Origin of the sequence: Sphingobium sp. MI1205 (assembly GCF_001563285.1) — a bacterium.
In the GTDB taxonomy this organism is placed as follows: domain Bacteria; phylum Pseudomonadota; class Alphaproteobacteria; order Sphingomonadales; family Sphingomonadaceae; genus Sphingobium.
This window is the reverse complement of sequence record NZ_CP005188.1, coordinates 2,380,514-2,394,890: the sequence shown is the minus strand read 5'-3', so window position 1 is coordinate 2,394,890 and position 14,377 is coordinate 2,380,514. Positions and strand designations below refer to the sequence as shown.

Annotated in this window: 16 protein-coding genes; all 16 read left to right on the top strand. The window is 63.0% G+C overall.

Annotation, left to right across the window (positions count from 1 at the left end; all coding sequences use genetic code 11):
* Positions 1-38 precede the first annotated feature (38 nt).
* Positions 39-386, top strand: a complete 348-nt coding sequence (locus K663_RS11655; RefSeq protein WP_062117644.1) for a hypothetical protein — start codon at positions 39-41, stop codon at positions 384-386.
* A 3-nt stretch (positions 387-389) separates the two neighbouring features.
* Positions 390-752, top strand: a complete 363-nt coding sequence (locus K663_RS11650) for a head-tail joining protein (protein WP_062117641.1) — start codon at positions 390-392, stop codon at positions 750-752.
* Positions 753-756: 4 nt separating this feature from the next.
* On the top strand, positions 757-1,479 hold the full coding sequence (locus tag K663_RS11645; protein ID WP_062117638.1) for a hypothetical protein: 723 nt from the start codon (positions 757-759) through the stop codon (positions 1,477-1,479).
* Entirely contained in the window at positions 1,476-1,949 is a 474-nt protein-coding gene (locus tag K663_RS11640) for a hypothetical protein (RefSeq protein WP_062117635.1), read from the top strand. The genes K663_RS11645 and K663_RS11640 overlap by 4 nt, the downstream gene beginning before the upstream one ends.
* A 17-nt stretch (positions 1,950-1,966) precedes the next feature.
* Positions 1,967-2,197 carry a hypothetical protein gene (locus tag K663_RS11635; RefSeq protein WP_145902265.1) on the top strand — a complete coding sequence of 77 codons (231 nt, stop codon included), beginning with the start codon at positions 1,967-1,969 and terminating at the stop codon, positions 2,195-2,197.
* A gap of 28 nt (positions 2,198-2,225) precedes the next feature.
* On the top strand, positions 2,226-3,389 hold the full coding sequence (locus K663_RS11630) for a hypothetical protein (RefSeq protein ID WP_062117628.1): 1,164 nt from the start codon (positions 2,226-2,228) through the stop codon (positions 3,387-3,389).
* A 7-nt stretch (positions 3,390-3,396) separates the two neighbouring features.
* Positions 3,397-4,023 (top strand): hypothetical protein, encoded by a 627-nt coding sequence (locus K663_RS11625; RefSeq protein WP_062117625.1) that lies wholly within the window; start codon positions 3,397-3,399, stop codon positions 4,021-4,023.
* Between the two features lie 125 nt (positions 4,024-4,148).
* Positions 4,149-4,343 carry a hypothetical protein gene (locus K663_RS11620; protein ID WP_062117622.1) on the top strand — a complete coding sequence of 65 codons (195 nt, stop codon included), beginning with the start codon at positions 4,149-4,151 and terminating at the stop codon, positions 4,341-4,343.
* Between the two features lie 4 nt (positions 4,344-4,347).
* The gene (locus K663_RS11615) at positions 4,348-7,098 is read left to right on the top strand and encodes a hypothetical protein (RefSeq protein WP_062117619.1); all 2,751 of its coding nucleotides are present in this window, start codon (positions 4,348-4,350) and stop codon (positions 7,096-7,098) included.
* Entirely contained in the window at positions 7,095-7,721 is a 627-nt protein-coding gene (locus tag K663_RS11610) for a DUF2460 domain-containing protein (protein ID WP_062117617.1), read from the top strand. The genes K663_RS11615 and K663_RS11610 overlap by 4 nt, the downstream gene beginning before the upstream one ends.
* Positions 7,718-8,788, top strand: a complete 1,071-nt coding sequence (locus K663_RS11605) for a DUF2163 domain-containing protein (protein ID WP_062117614.1) — start codon at positions 7,718-7,720, stop codon at positions 8,786-8,788. The genes K663_RS11610 and K663_RS11605 overlap by 4 nt, the downstream gene beginning before the upstream one ends.
* Entirely contained in the window at positions 8,785-9,237 is a 453-nt protein-coding gene (locus tag K663_RS11600) for a hypothetical protein (protein WP_063619033.1), read from the top strand. The genes K663_RS11605 and K663_RS11600 overlap by 4 nt, the downstream gene beginning before the upstream one ends.
* The gene (locus tag K663_RS11595) at positions 9,230-12,469 is read left to right on the top strand and encodes a phage tail protein (RefSeq protein ID WP_062117608.1); all 3,240 of its coding nucleotides are present in this window, start codon (positions 9,230-9,232) and stop codon (positions 12,467-12,469) included. Before K663_RS11600 ends, K663_RS11595 begins: the two co-directional genes overlap by 8 nt.
* 8 nt (positions 12,470-12,477) lie before the next feature.
* Positions 12,478-13,149: a DUF2793 domain-containing protein gene (locus K663_RS11590; RefSeq protein WP_083535887.1), complete on the top strand. Its 672-nt coding sequence runs from the start codon at positions 12,478-12,480 to the stop codon at positions 13,147-13,149.
* Positions 13,146-14,117 carry a hypothetical protein gene (locus K663_RS11585; protein ID WP_062117602.1) on the top strand — a complete coding sequence of 324 codons (972 nt, stop codon included), beginning with the start codon at positions 13,146-13,148 and terminating at the stop codon, positions 14,115-14,117. Before K663_RS11590 ends, K663_RS11585 begins: the two co-directional genes overlap by 4 nt.
* Positions 14,114-14,368, top strand: a complete 255-nt coding sequence (locus tag K663_RS11580) for a hypothetical protein (protein WP_062117598.1) — start codon at positions 14,114-14,116, stop codon at positions 14,366-14,368. The genes K663_RS11585 and K663_RS11580 overlap by 4 nt, the downstream gene beginning before the upstream one ends.
* The last annotated feature ends 9 nt before the right edge of the window (positions 14,369-14,377 follow it).

Here is a 14,377-nt window from a genome sequence, read left to right as displayed (position 1 = left end):
GGCGGCCACGTTTTTCCCGATTTCACAGGAGGCCATCCATGGCCACGAAGACAATTTTGGTCGCGGCGCAGCAGCTTCGCGGCGGTGTGCCGGTCAAAGGCAAAGAGGGCGAGGTCGAACGGCATGTCGCCGAGAAGGGAACGCATCTCACCAGCGCCATTCTGAAGAAGCTGGGGTTGAACACCAAGGCCGTGGACGGACTGAAGGCAAAGGGCGTCATCATCGAGCGCGATGTAATGCAGGCCGATGACGACGACCTGTCCGATCTGGACTTGCTGTCCGGCGCCGAGCTGGAAGCCGTGCTGCTGATGCGCAAGGTCGCGATCGAGCCTGGCACAGACAAGGATGGCCTGATCGCGCTCATCAAGTCGGGCAAGGCAGGCTGATCCATGCCGGTTGAATCCGCCTCGGACCGCGCCAGCTTCTTCTCCTCCAGCGAATTCGCAGAGCTGGCGCTGTTCACCCCCTCCGGGGGCAGCGGCAGCGATGCCGTCGTCTGCACGATCGTCTATGATCGCGGCCAGGGGAAGAACCGGATGGCGGTCGGGGAGGCGGCGGCATCGGGTGCGGAGCGCGCCGTCTGGATCAATGCAGACGAGGTCGCCACGGTCGGACGGGGTGCCCGCATCGTGGTGCCCGTCGATGAGGATGGCGACGCGCTTCCGGGGGCCGAGACGCTCGACGTGATTGGCGAACCGAAGCTGGACGAGACCGGCTTCATGTGGGCCGCCGACCTGGTACTGGTGGACTGATCCCATGGTGTTCGTTCCGGGGCGCAAGCTGACCAGCTTTGAACGGGGGTTCGGGCGTGGATTCGGTATAGAGATTGCGGGTGAGGCTGCCTCGCAAGAGGGTCGCGCCATCCTGGAGCAGGATGCGATCGTCATTAAAGGCGCTGCGGTTGATGCGGTCGAGCACACGACCAACAGCGTGAAGATCAAGATCCGCAACTTCATCGACCAGCATTTTCGCGGGTCGAAGATGCACGGCAATAATCATCGGCGAGTGTCGAACGCGGCGGCGCAGTCGAAATTCTACAACGACCTGTCGACGCAGGGGCAATATACCGGCCTGGTCTATTCGAAGTGGGGGCGCGGCAAGGGGCCGGGGAGCTTCATCGACTTCCTGGTGCTGCACATCAAGGGCGGCGTCCTTCAGGCCAGCGGCGGCGGCAAATTGAAGATACCGAACCGCAAGGCGCCGGGATCGCTGATGGGACAGGTCGGTAATTTCGGCGATAGCCGGATATTCATCCGCAAGGGGAAGGATGGAAAATCCTTCCTGATGCGGGCCTTCAAGAACAGCGCCGGCAGCAAGCGCGGCGGCAAGGTGGTGCTGCTGGCGACGTTGGTCGACGAGCTGCGCTTCCCTGCGTCACTGCGCGGGATCGACACCATCCTCGCCGCCGCAGGGCCGGAACTTGAAAATAACTTCCTCGCCCTGCTGGGGCAGAGCGGCACAACAGGACCGGCGGCATGAGCAGCGTTCGCGAGCAGATTTTGCAGGCCGTCTTCGCCAAGGTCGAGGCTGTCCGTGACGCGCTTGAATGGGCGACTGCCGAGCGCAACCCTAGCGACCCGCTGGGCGATGACCGGCTGAACGCTCTTGTCATGTTTGACGGTGGCCTGCTTGATCCGCGCGGCCTGTCAGGTGGCGTCGAAGAGGGTGAGGTAGAATTCTCGATCGGCCTGATCATCCGCGAGAAGGAATCGGCGGGGATCAGCAAGGAAGCGCTGATCGACGCCGGGTTTGTCGCGGTGATGAATGCATTGCTTGATCCCGACGACATCCAGCTGGGCGGTCTGGTCGAGATGATCGAAGCGCGCGGCGGCAGCGACCCGGTTTTCGGTCGCTCGGAAAAGGGCGCGCGCGTCGTCGGCGGCCTCGTCATGGATTTTTCGGCACGGTTCCTGACCCGCGAGGGCGATGCCTCGCAGGTCGGGCCGTGAATTCAATGGAGACAGTCATGGGCGACAAGCAGGGAATGAGTTTCACACCCCGCAGCGGCGACACGCATGTGATCGGCGACGACGGGGCAGCGGTGAACGTCGACGCGCAGGCGCGCGATGTGGCGTTGGCCGACATCGTCGACACCATCAAGGGGCCGGACGGCGAAGCGGTGACGCTGCCCGAAGTTGATCTCACCGATCCACCATCGCCACTCGCTCCGGCCTCCGCCGGTCGCAAGGCGAAGTAATCGAAGCCCGAACAAAGGACCGTGACCGATGGGTGATTTCCTGATCAAAAACCGCCTCGTGCTGGCAAAGGAGGAAACCACCTCCGGCACGGACGCATCGCCAACGCCTTCGGCCAATGCCGTGCTCTGTGAGGAGCCGCGCGTCGCGCCGAACATGGAACTGGAGCGCACGAACGAAGTGACCGGCTCGCTCGACAGTATGCAGTCGATCGTCGGCGGCGGCTATGTCGAGCACAGCCAGCGCATCTTCGCCAAGGGTTCCGGCACGCCGGGCACTGCGCCGGAAATGGACCCGTATCTGAAAGCGGGGGCCCTCGGCCTCACCACGCTGGCGGCGGCCAGCACCGGCACCGCCCAGGCTGGCGCGGCGGCAGCGATCACGCTGGCCGTGGGTGCGCCGTCGACCGACCTGAAGGGCTTCGTGATCGTCACCACTGGTGGCACGGGCAGCGGCCAGACTCGCGTTATCACCGCCTACGACACCACGACCAAGGTGGCTGACGTCTATCCCGATTGGGACACCGAGCCTGACGCAACCACCACCTATTCGGTGAAGGCAGGCAATCTCTATGTGCCGGCCTCGACCGCGCTGAAGACGATCACCAGCTACGTCTATCAGAAGAACAGCAGTACCGGGAACGCCATCCTGAAGAAGCTGCTGGGTGGCGCTGCCAACATCGCCTTCGCCGTGCAGACTCGGCAGACGGGCCGCTTCACCTTCACCGTGCGCGGGATGCTGTCCGACCCTGAAGACGTCGCGAACCCCGCTGCCGGCGTGTTCGACGCCACGCGCCCGCGCCCGCTGCGCGATGCCGACGCCTTTCTCGACGGCACGCGGGTCTGCTTCCGCAACTTCACACTCGATTGGGGCAATGTCCTCACGCAGGCGGACTGCCCCGGCGCGATCTATGGCTACGATCCTGCGCGCGTGACCGACCGGCGCCCCACGGGCCGGATCAACCCGCAGATGAAGACGCTGTCGGAGCGCAATGCCTGGGCAGACATGGTCGCCGGCACGACCAAGCCGATCTGGCTGAATTGGGGCGAGGTCGACGGCAACCGCATTTCCATCTTCATTCCGGCCATCGCCTACACCGGTAATGAGGAAGAGGATCTGGACGGCATCGCAGCCGACGGCCTGCCCTTCGAAGCTGTCGGTCCCGACAGCTGGATCTACCTGCTGTTCTGGTGAGGTGTGAATGACGACCGTGTTAAACGACCATCGCCATGTGAAGACATTGGGCGGCGTGGATTATGCGTTCCGCCGTCCCGATGTCTATGACCTCCCCGCGATGCGCCGCCGTCTGCGCATCGCCCGCGTCCGCCGCCCTACAATCGGTGAATATCGGGCGATCGGCGCGGAGGGCGCGCGGCGCATCGGCGAAGCGGCCGGCGACGCGGCTGAAGGTGCGCGCCAGGCCGAGATCATCGAACGCTGGTATGATCTGCTGCTTCCGTTTGACGAGGACTCGATCGACGAGCCGGACCTGGAGGCGCGGGCCAAGCTGTTCGCGCAGGAGCAGGCAGAGCGGCGGCAGGAAATGGCGAAGCTCTATCCCGACGTGCTGGCGATCGAGGCCAATCTCGATCGCCACTGCCAGGATTGGGCGGAGCTAAGGGCCGACGCCGATTTTTGGGAGGAGATCAGCCGCATCGATTCCGTGCGGTTGCTGCTGACAGAAATCGGGGGCAGGGTTTTCCCGCGCGATGCTGACGGGTTGATGATCGAGGAAGGCTATCAAAGCATTCCGGCCCAGCACCGGCTACAGCTCGGTACCTTCGCGCTCAGCCTGCTGACGCCCGACGAGGCCACAAGAAAAAACTGATCATCGCCGCCGCCTGGGCCTTCGACCCGAAAGCCTATGACGGTGGCGAGGATTACACGCCGCGCAATCCCCTGCGCGGCGATTCCTTTATCGCGCAGGAGCCTGCGGGTGTCCGCTGGCTCCATGTGCATCCCCAATATCTGGTCGACGATGAAGTCGCGCTGATCGTGCGGCTCGCCAGGCTGTGGCGGGACGGCGTCATGCCCGAAGAGGGCGGGGCGCTTGCCCAATCGGCGTGGACCGTCGCGGCCATCATGATCGTGCTGAAGGCGTGGGGCGACTTGCAGGCCGCCCGCGACCGGAAAAACGCAAGGGATTGACCGTATGGCTCAGACCTCCCGCGCCGTAAATCTGGCGCTGCGCATCGTCGGCATCGCGGACGCGGAGCGCGACTTCAAACGGGTAGGCGATGCGGGGGGCCGCGCCTTCAGCGACATCGAGAAAGAAGCGATCAGCGCCGAGAAAGCTGTGATCAAGCTCGCCAATGCCGAAAAGTCCGCGGCCTTGGTCAGCGATCGCCGGCGGACCGCCCATGCCGAGGCGCGGGCGCTGTTCCCCAAGGGCAGCGGCCCGGCTGCGTCCGTGCTCCAGCAGCGCCGCAGCTATGTGACTGACGCGGTTGCCAAAGCCCAGTCAGTGATCGACGACGCGCAGGGCGCGCAGGCGCTGGAGAATATCGCGGCCAAATCGGCGGCGGCGGAGGCGCGCCTGCTTGCTTTTGCTCGAGCGGGCGGCGGTGCGGCGATCGTCATCACGGCATTGGCCGTCGCATCGTATAAGGCCGCGAAGGCTGCGGACGAGCATAATGAGGCCCTGAACGCTTTCCACCGGCAGCTGGAATTGACCGGCAATGTGTCGGCCGCGACTAGCGAGGAGCTGGAGCACTTCGCGGATCAGGCGGCGCGCACCAGCATCGCGACCGAGAAGGCCGCGCTTCAGGCAGCTACCGCCTTGGCCAGGGTACCGGGGCTGGCTCGCGAGACGCTCAATCAGGCGCTCAGCGTCGCGGGCGACTTAGGCGATGATCCCCAGGCTGTCGTCCAGTGGGCCGAGAAGATGGGCAGCGTCCTGTCCGCGCTGGCCCGAAACGATATCGAGGCGCTGCGCAGCGCACTTGCCGACGCCAATCCCGAACTGCAGATCACCGTCATGCGCCTCGCGGAAGCGGGCAAGACGGCTGAAGCACAGCAAGCCTATATTCAGGGTCTCGCCCGCGCGGCGAGTGGCTCCGGCGGGCTCGATGAAGCGGCGCAGTCGGTCGGTGAGGCATGGGACCGGATGCTGGCCCGGATCGGCGACAGCAGCGGCGTGTCGGATGCTGTAATTGGCATGTTCAACGGCATCGCCAGTGCGATCGACTGGACTTCGGACCGGGTGTCGGCGTTCGGTACGAAGGTGGCGAACTTCTATCGTTGGGCGCGTGGGCAGCAGCAGGAAACGCGCTCGGCTTTTGCCACGCCCATCGACAATATGCTGGCGATGGGGCGGCAGGCGCAGGGAATGGCGACCGACGCCGCTGCCCGCGCCCTGATGGCGAAGCCCGACACGCCGAAGAAGTCCGGCGGTGGTCGCGGCGGGAAGTCGGACGCTCAGCGTGAGGCCGAGCGGCAAGCTCGCGAGGCGGAGCAGGCGCGCCAGGCAGCCGATCGCATCAAGCAGTCCAACGATCAGGTCATCGACAGCTACAAGCTGCGCGCCGACGAGGCGCAGGCGCGGCTTGGGCTGGAAGGCGATGCGTTGGATGCGGTGGTGCGCCAGCAGGCGATTGACGCGGCCGCGCGGCGGATTTCCACCGAGCTGGTCGACAAGGAAGTCGAGGCCAGACGCCGCGTTGCGAAAGGCCATTTCGACGAAGCCCAGGCGCGCGCCGAGGCAACGGCGGTCGTCAGTCAGCAGACCGACGCGGTGCGCAAATTCGCCGCGGCCGAATATGATGCGGAGCGGGCGCAGAAGCTCTTCATAGAGCGCCAACGCATCGCCACTCAGATGTTCGACGACACCCGCACCTCGCTCGAAATGATCGCGCAGGAGGTCGCCAACGTGCAGGCCGCCTTTGATGGCGGCGCCATCAGCGCGTTTACCTTCAGCCGCCGCATGAAGCAGCTCGCCGAGGATTATGTCGACCTCGGTCGCATGGGCAATAAAATGTGGGAAGGGTTCGGTCAGGATGTGGGCCGCACCCTGACCGACATCATCCGCAATGGCGGCAGCGCCCGCGACATTCTCAGCCAGCTGATCGATCTGCCCCTGCAGCGTCTGCTCCAGAAGAATGTCGAGGAGCCGATCGCCAAGCTCATCGACGGCCTGACTGGCAATGATATCGAAAAGAATGTCGCCAAGGCAAAGAGCGACATCCTGCCCGGCCTGCCCCAGCAGCTCGGCATTCAGGCTGAACCCGAATTCCTGCGTCTGACTACCGCTGCGGGTATGGCGGCCGATGCGCTGACGCGGGTCGCTGCGGCCGGGGGATCGCCAGTGGTCGATCCGCTCGCTGACGTGGGCAGCGAAGCGGCGCGCGCAGCCGAGGGCATGAACGCGATCAGTGATCAGTCGGCACAGCTCGGCTCGGCTTTCAACAGCTTGATCGCGATGGCGACGGGCGGGTCGGTGTCGGGCGGTGGTGGATTGCTGGGCACGGTGCTCAGCCTGGGGACGAGTCTGATCGGACCCGCGATTGGCGGCGGCGCCGTCACCAGCGCGGGAACGGACGCCGTATATGGTGGCACGCTGGGCGGCATCTATCATGATGGCGGCAGGGTCGGCCCCGGTGGCAAGCAGCGCGTGCTGCCCTTCGATGTATCGGCCCTGCCGCGTCTGCACAGCGGCACGCTGCGCAACGATGAGTTCCTGTCGGTGCTCCAGACCGATGAGGAAGTGCTCAACCGCTCGCAGGCGTCGGCTTTCCGCACGCTGCTGCGCGGGAACTCGCCAGCGCCGCCGCGCGGCGGGGGCAGCCAGACCATCGTGAACAACTGGAACGTGCCCGCCACGCCCGATCGCCGGCGAACGGGGGCAGAGGTCGCGCGGCGGCAGGCCGAGCAACAGGATGATTTCCGCCGGAGGGGACTGGCATGACCGATGATGTGCGCTTGCCGGAAAAGTGGTCAAAGGGATCCAACGGCGGTTTCGAATTTTCCACCGATGCGGTGTTGACCGACGACGGCGGTGTCGAGACGAACGAGAATTGGGCGGTGCCCCTGCGCCGCTATGAAATCTCGCACAATGTGAAAACACCGGAGGATATCGGGCTGCTGCGTTCTTTCCACGCTGCACGACGGGGCGCTGCGCGCCCCTTTCTGTTCAAGGATTGGATCGACTTTACCAGCAAGGCGGACGGCAACTCAGCGGCCGCCATGACCGATCAGCCGTTGGGCATCGGCGACGGCGTTACCACGGCCTTCCAGCTGGTGAAGCGCTATGCCGATAGCGTCAGTCCGATTGACGTGCCGGTTCTTTGGCCGGTAACCGGCACGCTGCTCATCGCCAAGGATGGCGTTGCGGCGCCCACGGGCTGGTCGGTCAACCGAGGCACGGGGATAGTGACATTCACGTCGGCTCCGCCGCTGGGGGTAATTCTCACGGCAGGTTTCCAGTTCGACGTGCCCGTGCGCTTCGAGGACGATTTGCTGCGGATCAGCTGGGATACCATCAACAGCCGAAGCGCGGGCAGCGTGCCGCTGTCGGAATGGCGCGCATGAGCAGGACGATTCCCGTCGGGTATATCGCGCATCTGGCTTCCAGCACGCGATCGCTCTGCTGGTGCTTGCGGATCGATGCAGCCAATGGCGTCAGCGTCGGGCTGACCACGCATGATCGACCCCTCTCGATCGACCTTGGCGACGGTGCGCTGGATTATGTGGGCGGACTCACCATGTCTGAGGTCAGCCTCTCTGTCGGCCTTGGCGCTGACAATTTTCAGGCCAGCGGTCCGCTTGGCCCGTTGTTCACGGCAGCCGACGTTCTTGGCGGCCGCTGGAATCGCGCTCGCTTCCGGCTCTTTCAGGTCAATCATCGGGGATTGGTGTCAGGCCAGATCAGGATGCTGGGCGGCAAGCTGGGACAGCCTTTGGTCGACGGCCACACCTTCAACCTGGAGGGGCTTGGTCACACAGCGAGCTACAATCAGGAGATAGGGCGGGTTACCTCCCCCTATTGCGCAGAGACCTTCGGCTCGGCCCGCTGCAAATATCCGCTGCTGCCGGATGTCTGGACGCCGGGCGCGGCTGTGGCAGCGCGGGGCGCATGGGATGCAGGTGCGGGCAACTTCGTCCGCCCCTCCGTTTTCAACGGCTATCATTATTCCTGTTCGGCGGCCGGAACGACCGGCGGCAGCGAACCGAGCTGGCCTACCACACTGGGCGCGACGGTCAGCGATGGCGGTGCCACATGGACCTGCGTCAAGGCCGCCACGATTGAGGCGGTTGTGGCATCGGTCACCAGCGGCTTCCGATTCACGATCGCGGCGCTGCCCTTCAGCACGATCGACGACGAACTGGCCTATGGGCGGGTCGCCTTCACGAGTGGCGTGCTGGCAGACGATCTGGAAATCGAGATATTTCGCTGGGCTGCTTCGACGCGCTCGATTGAGCTTTATGCGAGCATGGCCGATCTGCCCTCGGTAGGAGACGCGCTGGTCATCCGGCGGCCTTGCCTCAACACCCGAGTGGACTGCCGCGACAGCTGGCGCAACACCTGGAACTTCCGGGGGGAGCCCGACCAGCGCGGTAGCGACCAGATTTTGCGAGCGGCGACGGGGGGCGCATGATGGCAACGCGAACGGATATCGTCGCCGAGGCGCGCCGCTGGATCGGCACGCCCTACCATGAGCAGGCCAGCGTGCGCGGCGGTGGCTGCGACTGCAAGGGGTTGGTCGTCGGGGTTGCGCGTGAGTGCGGCTTGCCCGAGGCCGATGGCTTTCACGCTCGCCTGTCGAATTACGGCGTCAAGGTTGATGTTCGCCTGCTCCGTGCTGGGCTTGCGGCCGAACTGCGCCAGGTCGCGTGCCCGCGCCCCGGCGACGTCCTGCTGCTGCGGGTCGGGGACAAGGCGCAGCATCTTGGCCTGTTGGTGGATGGCAGCCGCCTGATCCACTGCTGGGGCGCAGGGCTGCAACAGGTTGTGTCCGCTCCCTGGACGGTAGGGCGGGCGCAACGCGAGCTGGATTCCGCATGGGCCTTCCCCTCGATTCTTGCGCAGGAGGACGATAATGGCTGATCCGGTTTCACTGGGTCTCACAATAGCGCTGAGCGCGGTGCAGATGGGGTTGCAGGCTTCGCGGAAGATCGAGGGGCCGCGTCTGACCGACCGCACCGTCAGCCTGGGGGACCCCGGCGACGCGAAAAATTATTTCCTGGGGACGCGTCGCTTCGAAAGCTGCAGCTTTCTGTTCGCCGAGGACCTTCGCGAAGTCAAAAAGAAGCGCAAGACCAAGGGCGGGAAATATAATGAATATCGCTATTATGGCACATGGGCCAACCATGTCGCCGATCATCCGACAGACGCCATAACCCGCATCTGGCTCGACAAGCATTTGATATTCGATGCCACCGGAGTCGGGCCGATCACGGTGATCGCCAAGGGTAACTGGAAGGACTTTCTCACATTCTACCTAGGTGGGGAGGATCAGGAACCTGACCCGCGCATGGCGCAGACGATCGACGCGAAGCTCGGTGAGGGCAGTTGTCCGGCCTATCGGGGTCAGTCCTATGTCATGTTCAAGGAAGTGTTCCTGGAGAAGTTCGGGAATCGTCTGCCGCAACCGACGATTGAGGCCACTAAAAACGTCTCGCCCAACTATCCTTGGGAGACCTTCAGTTACGTATACGGCAAACCGACCAATCTCACGCTCGATCCGTCGGGCACCTTCGCGGCCTGGGGAGGTCAAAGCTACGAGGTCTATGACCTCCCTAGCCGCACCCTTCTCGGGAGCCCCACTTTCTCGGTGCCGGTCGCTGGCGATTGGAAGGGCATTACCTCCGATGGCCGGATTTACACCGTCATCGGCAATGATGATTCGGTCGATCAGTTTTTCAACGGCAACCATCATGTCGGGACGTTCGACGCCGCCAGCGGGAGCCTGATCGGGTCATCCGACACCGGCGGCCGCTTTCAAGATGGGTGTGTTGTCCTGAAGGACGGGAACGGTGTCGAACATGTCCTGACTTACGGCTTTACTTCCTGGCCCATCCAGTATGGCATGCCGCTTTCTGGCGGCTCACTGGGATGGTACGAATATGATTTCGGCTGGAAAATCACGCAATATTTCGTAGATGGCCATGGGGACATATGGGCAGTCGGCTCGGCTCCCTCCATCTCCCCCACGACTACTATGTATCTGCGCCGCGTCGTCGATACCGGGGTGCGATCCAGCGCGCCATCGTCTGCGGCCTTCACAGTTCCGCTAGGCGCCGCCTATTGGACGCATGTCGATGGCGCGCACTATGGCGACCATTTCGTTCTGCAATGGAACGGCGCGGTGCTTTATCTCATTGACGATGAGACCCTGACGGTCTCGAGCAGCCGCAGTTTTGGCTATGCCTATGCGACCACGAACTGGGTCCATCACGACCCGTCGCAACCGACGATCTGGCTCGGTCGCGATGAAATATCGCTTATCGATCTCTCGACTGTTCGCACCATCGATTATTCCGACTGGAAGTTCGAGGATGTCTATTTCAATACGTCAGCCTATATTCCGAGCCTTCATGCGCTCTTTGGATCGCCGCAATTTTCCGATGTATTCACCTTCCGCTATCTAGATCGTGTCGGCCGTGGCGGGGTGACGGTCGGGGCAGTTATCGACATGATCAGCGACCTGTGCGGGGTCGAGGTGGGTGATTACGATTCCTCGCTCTGCACCGATATCCTCGACGGCTTCAATTTTACAGCTGGCGCGGGCAAGTCGATCCTGTCGCCGGTGCTGGAAGCATTCGATATTGATCCGGTGTCGGAAGATTTTCTTGTGCGCTTCCGCCCTCGTGGCGGCGCGAGCGAGGGAACGATCACCACCGGAAAGCTCGCAATCTCGGGCGACAGCCGATTCCGCATCCCGCTGGTGAAGGATGAGGACCTGCCGTTGCAGGTTACGATGACCTTCGCTGATATCGACAAAGACCAGCAAGTGAATCTCGCGCAATCGGCACGCGCCGCCGATGCGGTTCGGACGAAGCGGATCACTCAGATCGACATGCGTAACCTTGCGATCGATGCCGACGCCGCGCGGCATCTGGCTGACCGTTTCATGCGTCGCCAGCACGCCGAGAAGGAAAGCCATGAATTCTCGTTGACCGATCGATTTCTGAAGGTGACGCCGGGCAGCGTCTACACATTGCAGCTGGGCAATCTGTCCCGCATCGGCCGCTGCATTTCCGCGCGCCATGGCGCTGACCGGGTGACGGAGACCCGATGGGTTCGCGATAATCCGTCGCTGGCTGACCGGGGTAGCGCAGCCGGTGCGGAGATGGAATCGCGGAGTCCGGAAGTCATAAGAATTCCGACGCCCTCGCGCGGCTTCGTTCTGGATGTGCCGCTGCCGCAGGATGCGCTCGATAGCGCCACACCATTCATGCTCATCGCGGCCGGCCCATTTTCTCCAGACGGCTATTGGGTGGGGGCCGATGTTTATGCCAGCGACACCGGTGTGGCCGATGACTATGACGCGGGCTGGGCGGCGATTTCCGCGCAGAGTGTGGCTAGCTGGGGGGTTTGTATAGACGCGCTCGGTGACGCGCTTCCCTGGCTGCCGGACAATGGCAACAGCATCACGGTGGATATGCGTAGCGGTACGCTCAGCAGCGTGAGCATGGATGATCTTCTCCTGTATCCGACGCTTAACCTCGTCCTGATCGGGCGGGAATATGTGCAGTTCGCCAATGCCACCCTGATCGCGCCCAACCGCTACGTCCTGTCTGGCTTTCTGCGAGGCAGACGGGGAACCGAGCAGCATTTGGCGAGCCATGCCATTGGCGACAGCCTGCTGGTGATGGACGCGTCCGTGCTGTCGAGAGTCATGGGTGCATCGGAGATTGGTGACACGGATTATTACAAGGTGGTCAGTCAGGGACGCGAGGAAGAAACCGGCTTCGCTGTCACCGTTCCCTTCACCGCCGCCGCGCAGAAGCCTTACTCGCCGGTGCACGGCGCACTTACGCACAATATGGGCACGGGGGATTGGTCAATCACGGCGACGCGGCGGACCCGTATCGGCGGGGGCAAGATTGATGGTCAGGACGTTCCGCTCGGTGAAACGGCTGAAAGCTGGTCCTGCGATATTATGGATGGAGCCATCGTGGTGCACACGATCACCGGCGTCAGCCTGCCCCTGACCTATAGCAGTGCGCAGCAGACGACCGACTTCGGCGCGCCGCAGACCAGTCTGAGTGTCAACCTCTACCAGGTGTCGCCGGTGCTTTCTCTGAGGGGCTTTCCGCTCACCATCGCCGCATAGGGGGTAACATGACAGATTTTCCTAACACCGGGGCGCCTATGTGGGCTGCCTCCCAGGCTTCTCCATGGGATGCAGTCAACGAGGCTTCATTCATCTTCGATGCCTTCGCGAGTCGCTCGATCGTGGAGGATCGCGATCTGACGGCGCCCCCTGGCAGCTGCGCGAATGGCGCGCGCTATCTGATTGCCGCGGCCGCGACAGGTTTATGGGTGGGGCATGATGGCGAGCTTGCCATCGCGATCGGCACCGATGCGAGCAACGGGTGGTATTTTGCGAACGTCGCGCGGCACGGTAATCAATTGTTGGTCAAGGACGAAGATCTGCTGATTGAATATGACGGCGCGAGCTGGAATCCTTTTTGGCCGGGCGCCGCCGCTGCTCTGAAGACTGTGCCCGGCACCACATATGATGCGGTCCGCGATGACGCTGGTAGTTATATTCTTTTCACCAATGCCCTCCCGGTAGCATTCACGATCCCGCCGGAGGCGTCGGTCAACTGGCCCGTCTGGTCCGTGCTCACCTTTGAGCAAAATGGGGCGGGCGCGGTGACGGTTTCGCCGGGGTCGGGCGTGACGATCAACAGCCATGGCTCGCTCTACACCAGCGGCGGCCAACATGCCGTTTGCCAGCTTAAAAAGGTTGGGACCGATATCTGGACCATGACGGGAGATTTGACGTGAGTATTGTTTTTGCAGCCACGGAAGCGTCCGGCGTGAGGATCGCAGGAACGATGGCGGAGGACACCGCCACCACCGCCGCGCGGCGGACAGCGAACTCCCGCGCAAGTCTGGCAAGCCCGGACGGCACGGCGCTGGGCACCATAGCCCTCGGCTCTGCACTGACGGAGTGCTGGCTACATGCTATCACCTATGCCGGGGCGTGGGATGACGATCAGAACGACTATATTGTGCTGGTCAAGGATACCTCCGCGAACAATGTATTTCGGGTATACACAACGTCCCCCGGCGTATTCTGGGCGCAGTATTGGAACGGCTCTGCTTGGACTTCGGTCGGATCGTCGTGGACGATCACCGGCGGTCAATCATCATATGCCATCTATCTGAAAACCGGCGCGAGCGGCGCAAACTTCATCGTTTTGGTCGATGGTGTCATCAAGGCGTCCGGCACCATGGGCACAGCGACCGTGGACGTGAAAACTATCGTTTGGGGCACGCCGGACAATAACCTCGCTGGCTATTTTTCGGAGCTGGTGGTGGAGGATGCCAATCTTTCGACCGTTGGCGTTGTGGTGGAGACGGAAGCGCCCACCGGCGCGGGCGGGGATGCGACCGGCACCGGAGCCTATACTGATGTGGACGAGGCTCCCCTCAATGATACGGACATCATCACCTTTGGCGCAGCGGGTGAGCGCAACAGCTTCACCAGTCCGGCGCGTACCAGCACACTTGCCCTTGTGCGTGGCGTGGGCGTGGCCGCCCGCGCCAAGCGAGACGCATCCGGCCCGCAAAACATGAAATTCTATCTCAAGATCGGCGGCACCCGCTACTATAGCCCGGACATAGCTCTCACCACCGGCTTTGACGCCTATCAATATGTTTGGGCGCTCAACCCGGCGACAAGCGCGGCTTGGACCTCGACCGATGCCAATGACGCGGCGCTGGAGTGGGGGGTCGAGGCGGTCGCATGACGATCTCCATATCCAAGGCGACCTTGCAAGTCGCTTCCAGCCCGCCGTCCGAGAAAATCTTTGTCTCCAAGGCGACCTTGCAAGTGGCTTCCGGGCCGTCTTTTGGGTTCATGTCAATATCCAAGGCCACGCTACAAGTGGTTTCGGGCCCATATCTGGACCTGTTAGAAGTTTCCAAAGCGACGCTGCAAATTATATCCGGCCCGATCAAGCCGACGCGCCGCAAGGTGCTCCAGCACGGATCATGCTAGCCGCCTTTA

Bases quoted from the DNA above. Each gene is read 5' to 3' on its own strand.
- K663_RS11635 (WP_145902265.1), top strand. From the start codon at position 1,967: ATGGGCGACAAGCAGGGAATGAGTTTCACACCCCGCAGCGGCGACACG.
- K663_RS11595 (WP_062117608.1), top strand. From the start codon at position 9,230: ATGGCTGATCCGGTTTCACTGGGTCTCACAATAGCGCTGAGCGCGGTG.
- K663_RS11600 (WP_063619033.1), top strand. From the start codon at position 8,785: ATGATGGCAACGCGAACGGATATCGTCGCCGAGGCGCGCCGCTGGATC.
- K663_RS11580 (WP_062117598.1), top strand. From the start codon at position 14,114: ATGACGATCTCCATATCCAAGGCGACCTTGCAAGTCGCTTCCAGCCCG.
- K663_RS11605 (WP_062117614.1), top strand. From the start codon at position 7,718: ATGAGCAGGACGATTCCCGTCGGGTATATCGCGCATCTGGCTTCCAGC.
- K663_RS11640 (WP_062117635.1), top strand. From the start codon at position 1,476: ATGAGCAGCGTTCGCGAGCAGATTTTGCAGGCCGTCTTCGCCAAGGTC.
- K663_RS11615 (WP_062117619.1), top strand. From the start codon at position 4,348: ATGGCTCAGACCTCCCGCGCCGTAAATCTGGCGCTGCGCATCGTCGGC.
- K663_RS11610 (WP_062117617.1), top strand. From the start codon at position 7,095: ATGACCGATGATGTGCGCTTGCCGGAAAAGTGGTCAAAGGGATCCAAC.
- K663_RS11645 (WP_062117638.1), top strand. From the start codon at position 757: ATGGTGTTCGTTCCGGGGCGCAAGCTGACCAGCTTTGAACGGGGGTTC.
- K663_RS11630 (WP_062117628.1), top strand. From the start codon at position 2,226: ATGGGTGATTTCCTGATCAAAAACCGCCTCGTGCTGGCAAAGGAGGAA.
- K663_RS11625 (WP_062117625.1), top strand. From the start codon at position 3,397: ATGACGACCGTGTTAAACGACCATCGCCATGTGAAGACATTGGGCGGC.
- K663_RS11590 (WP_083535887.1), top strand. From the start codon at position 12,478: ATGACAGATTTTCCTAACACCGGGGCGCCTATGTGGGCTGCCTCCCAG.
- K663_RS11655 (WP_062117644.1), top strand. From the start codon at position 39: ATGGCCACGAAGACAATTTTGGTCGCGGCGCAGCAGCTTCGCGGCGGT.
- K663_RS11650 (WP_062117641.1), top strand. From the start codon at position 390: ATGCCGGTTGAATCCGCCTCGGACCGCGCCAGCTTCTTCTCCTCCAGC.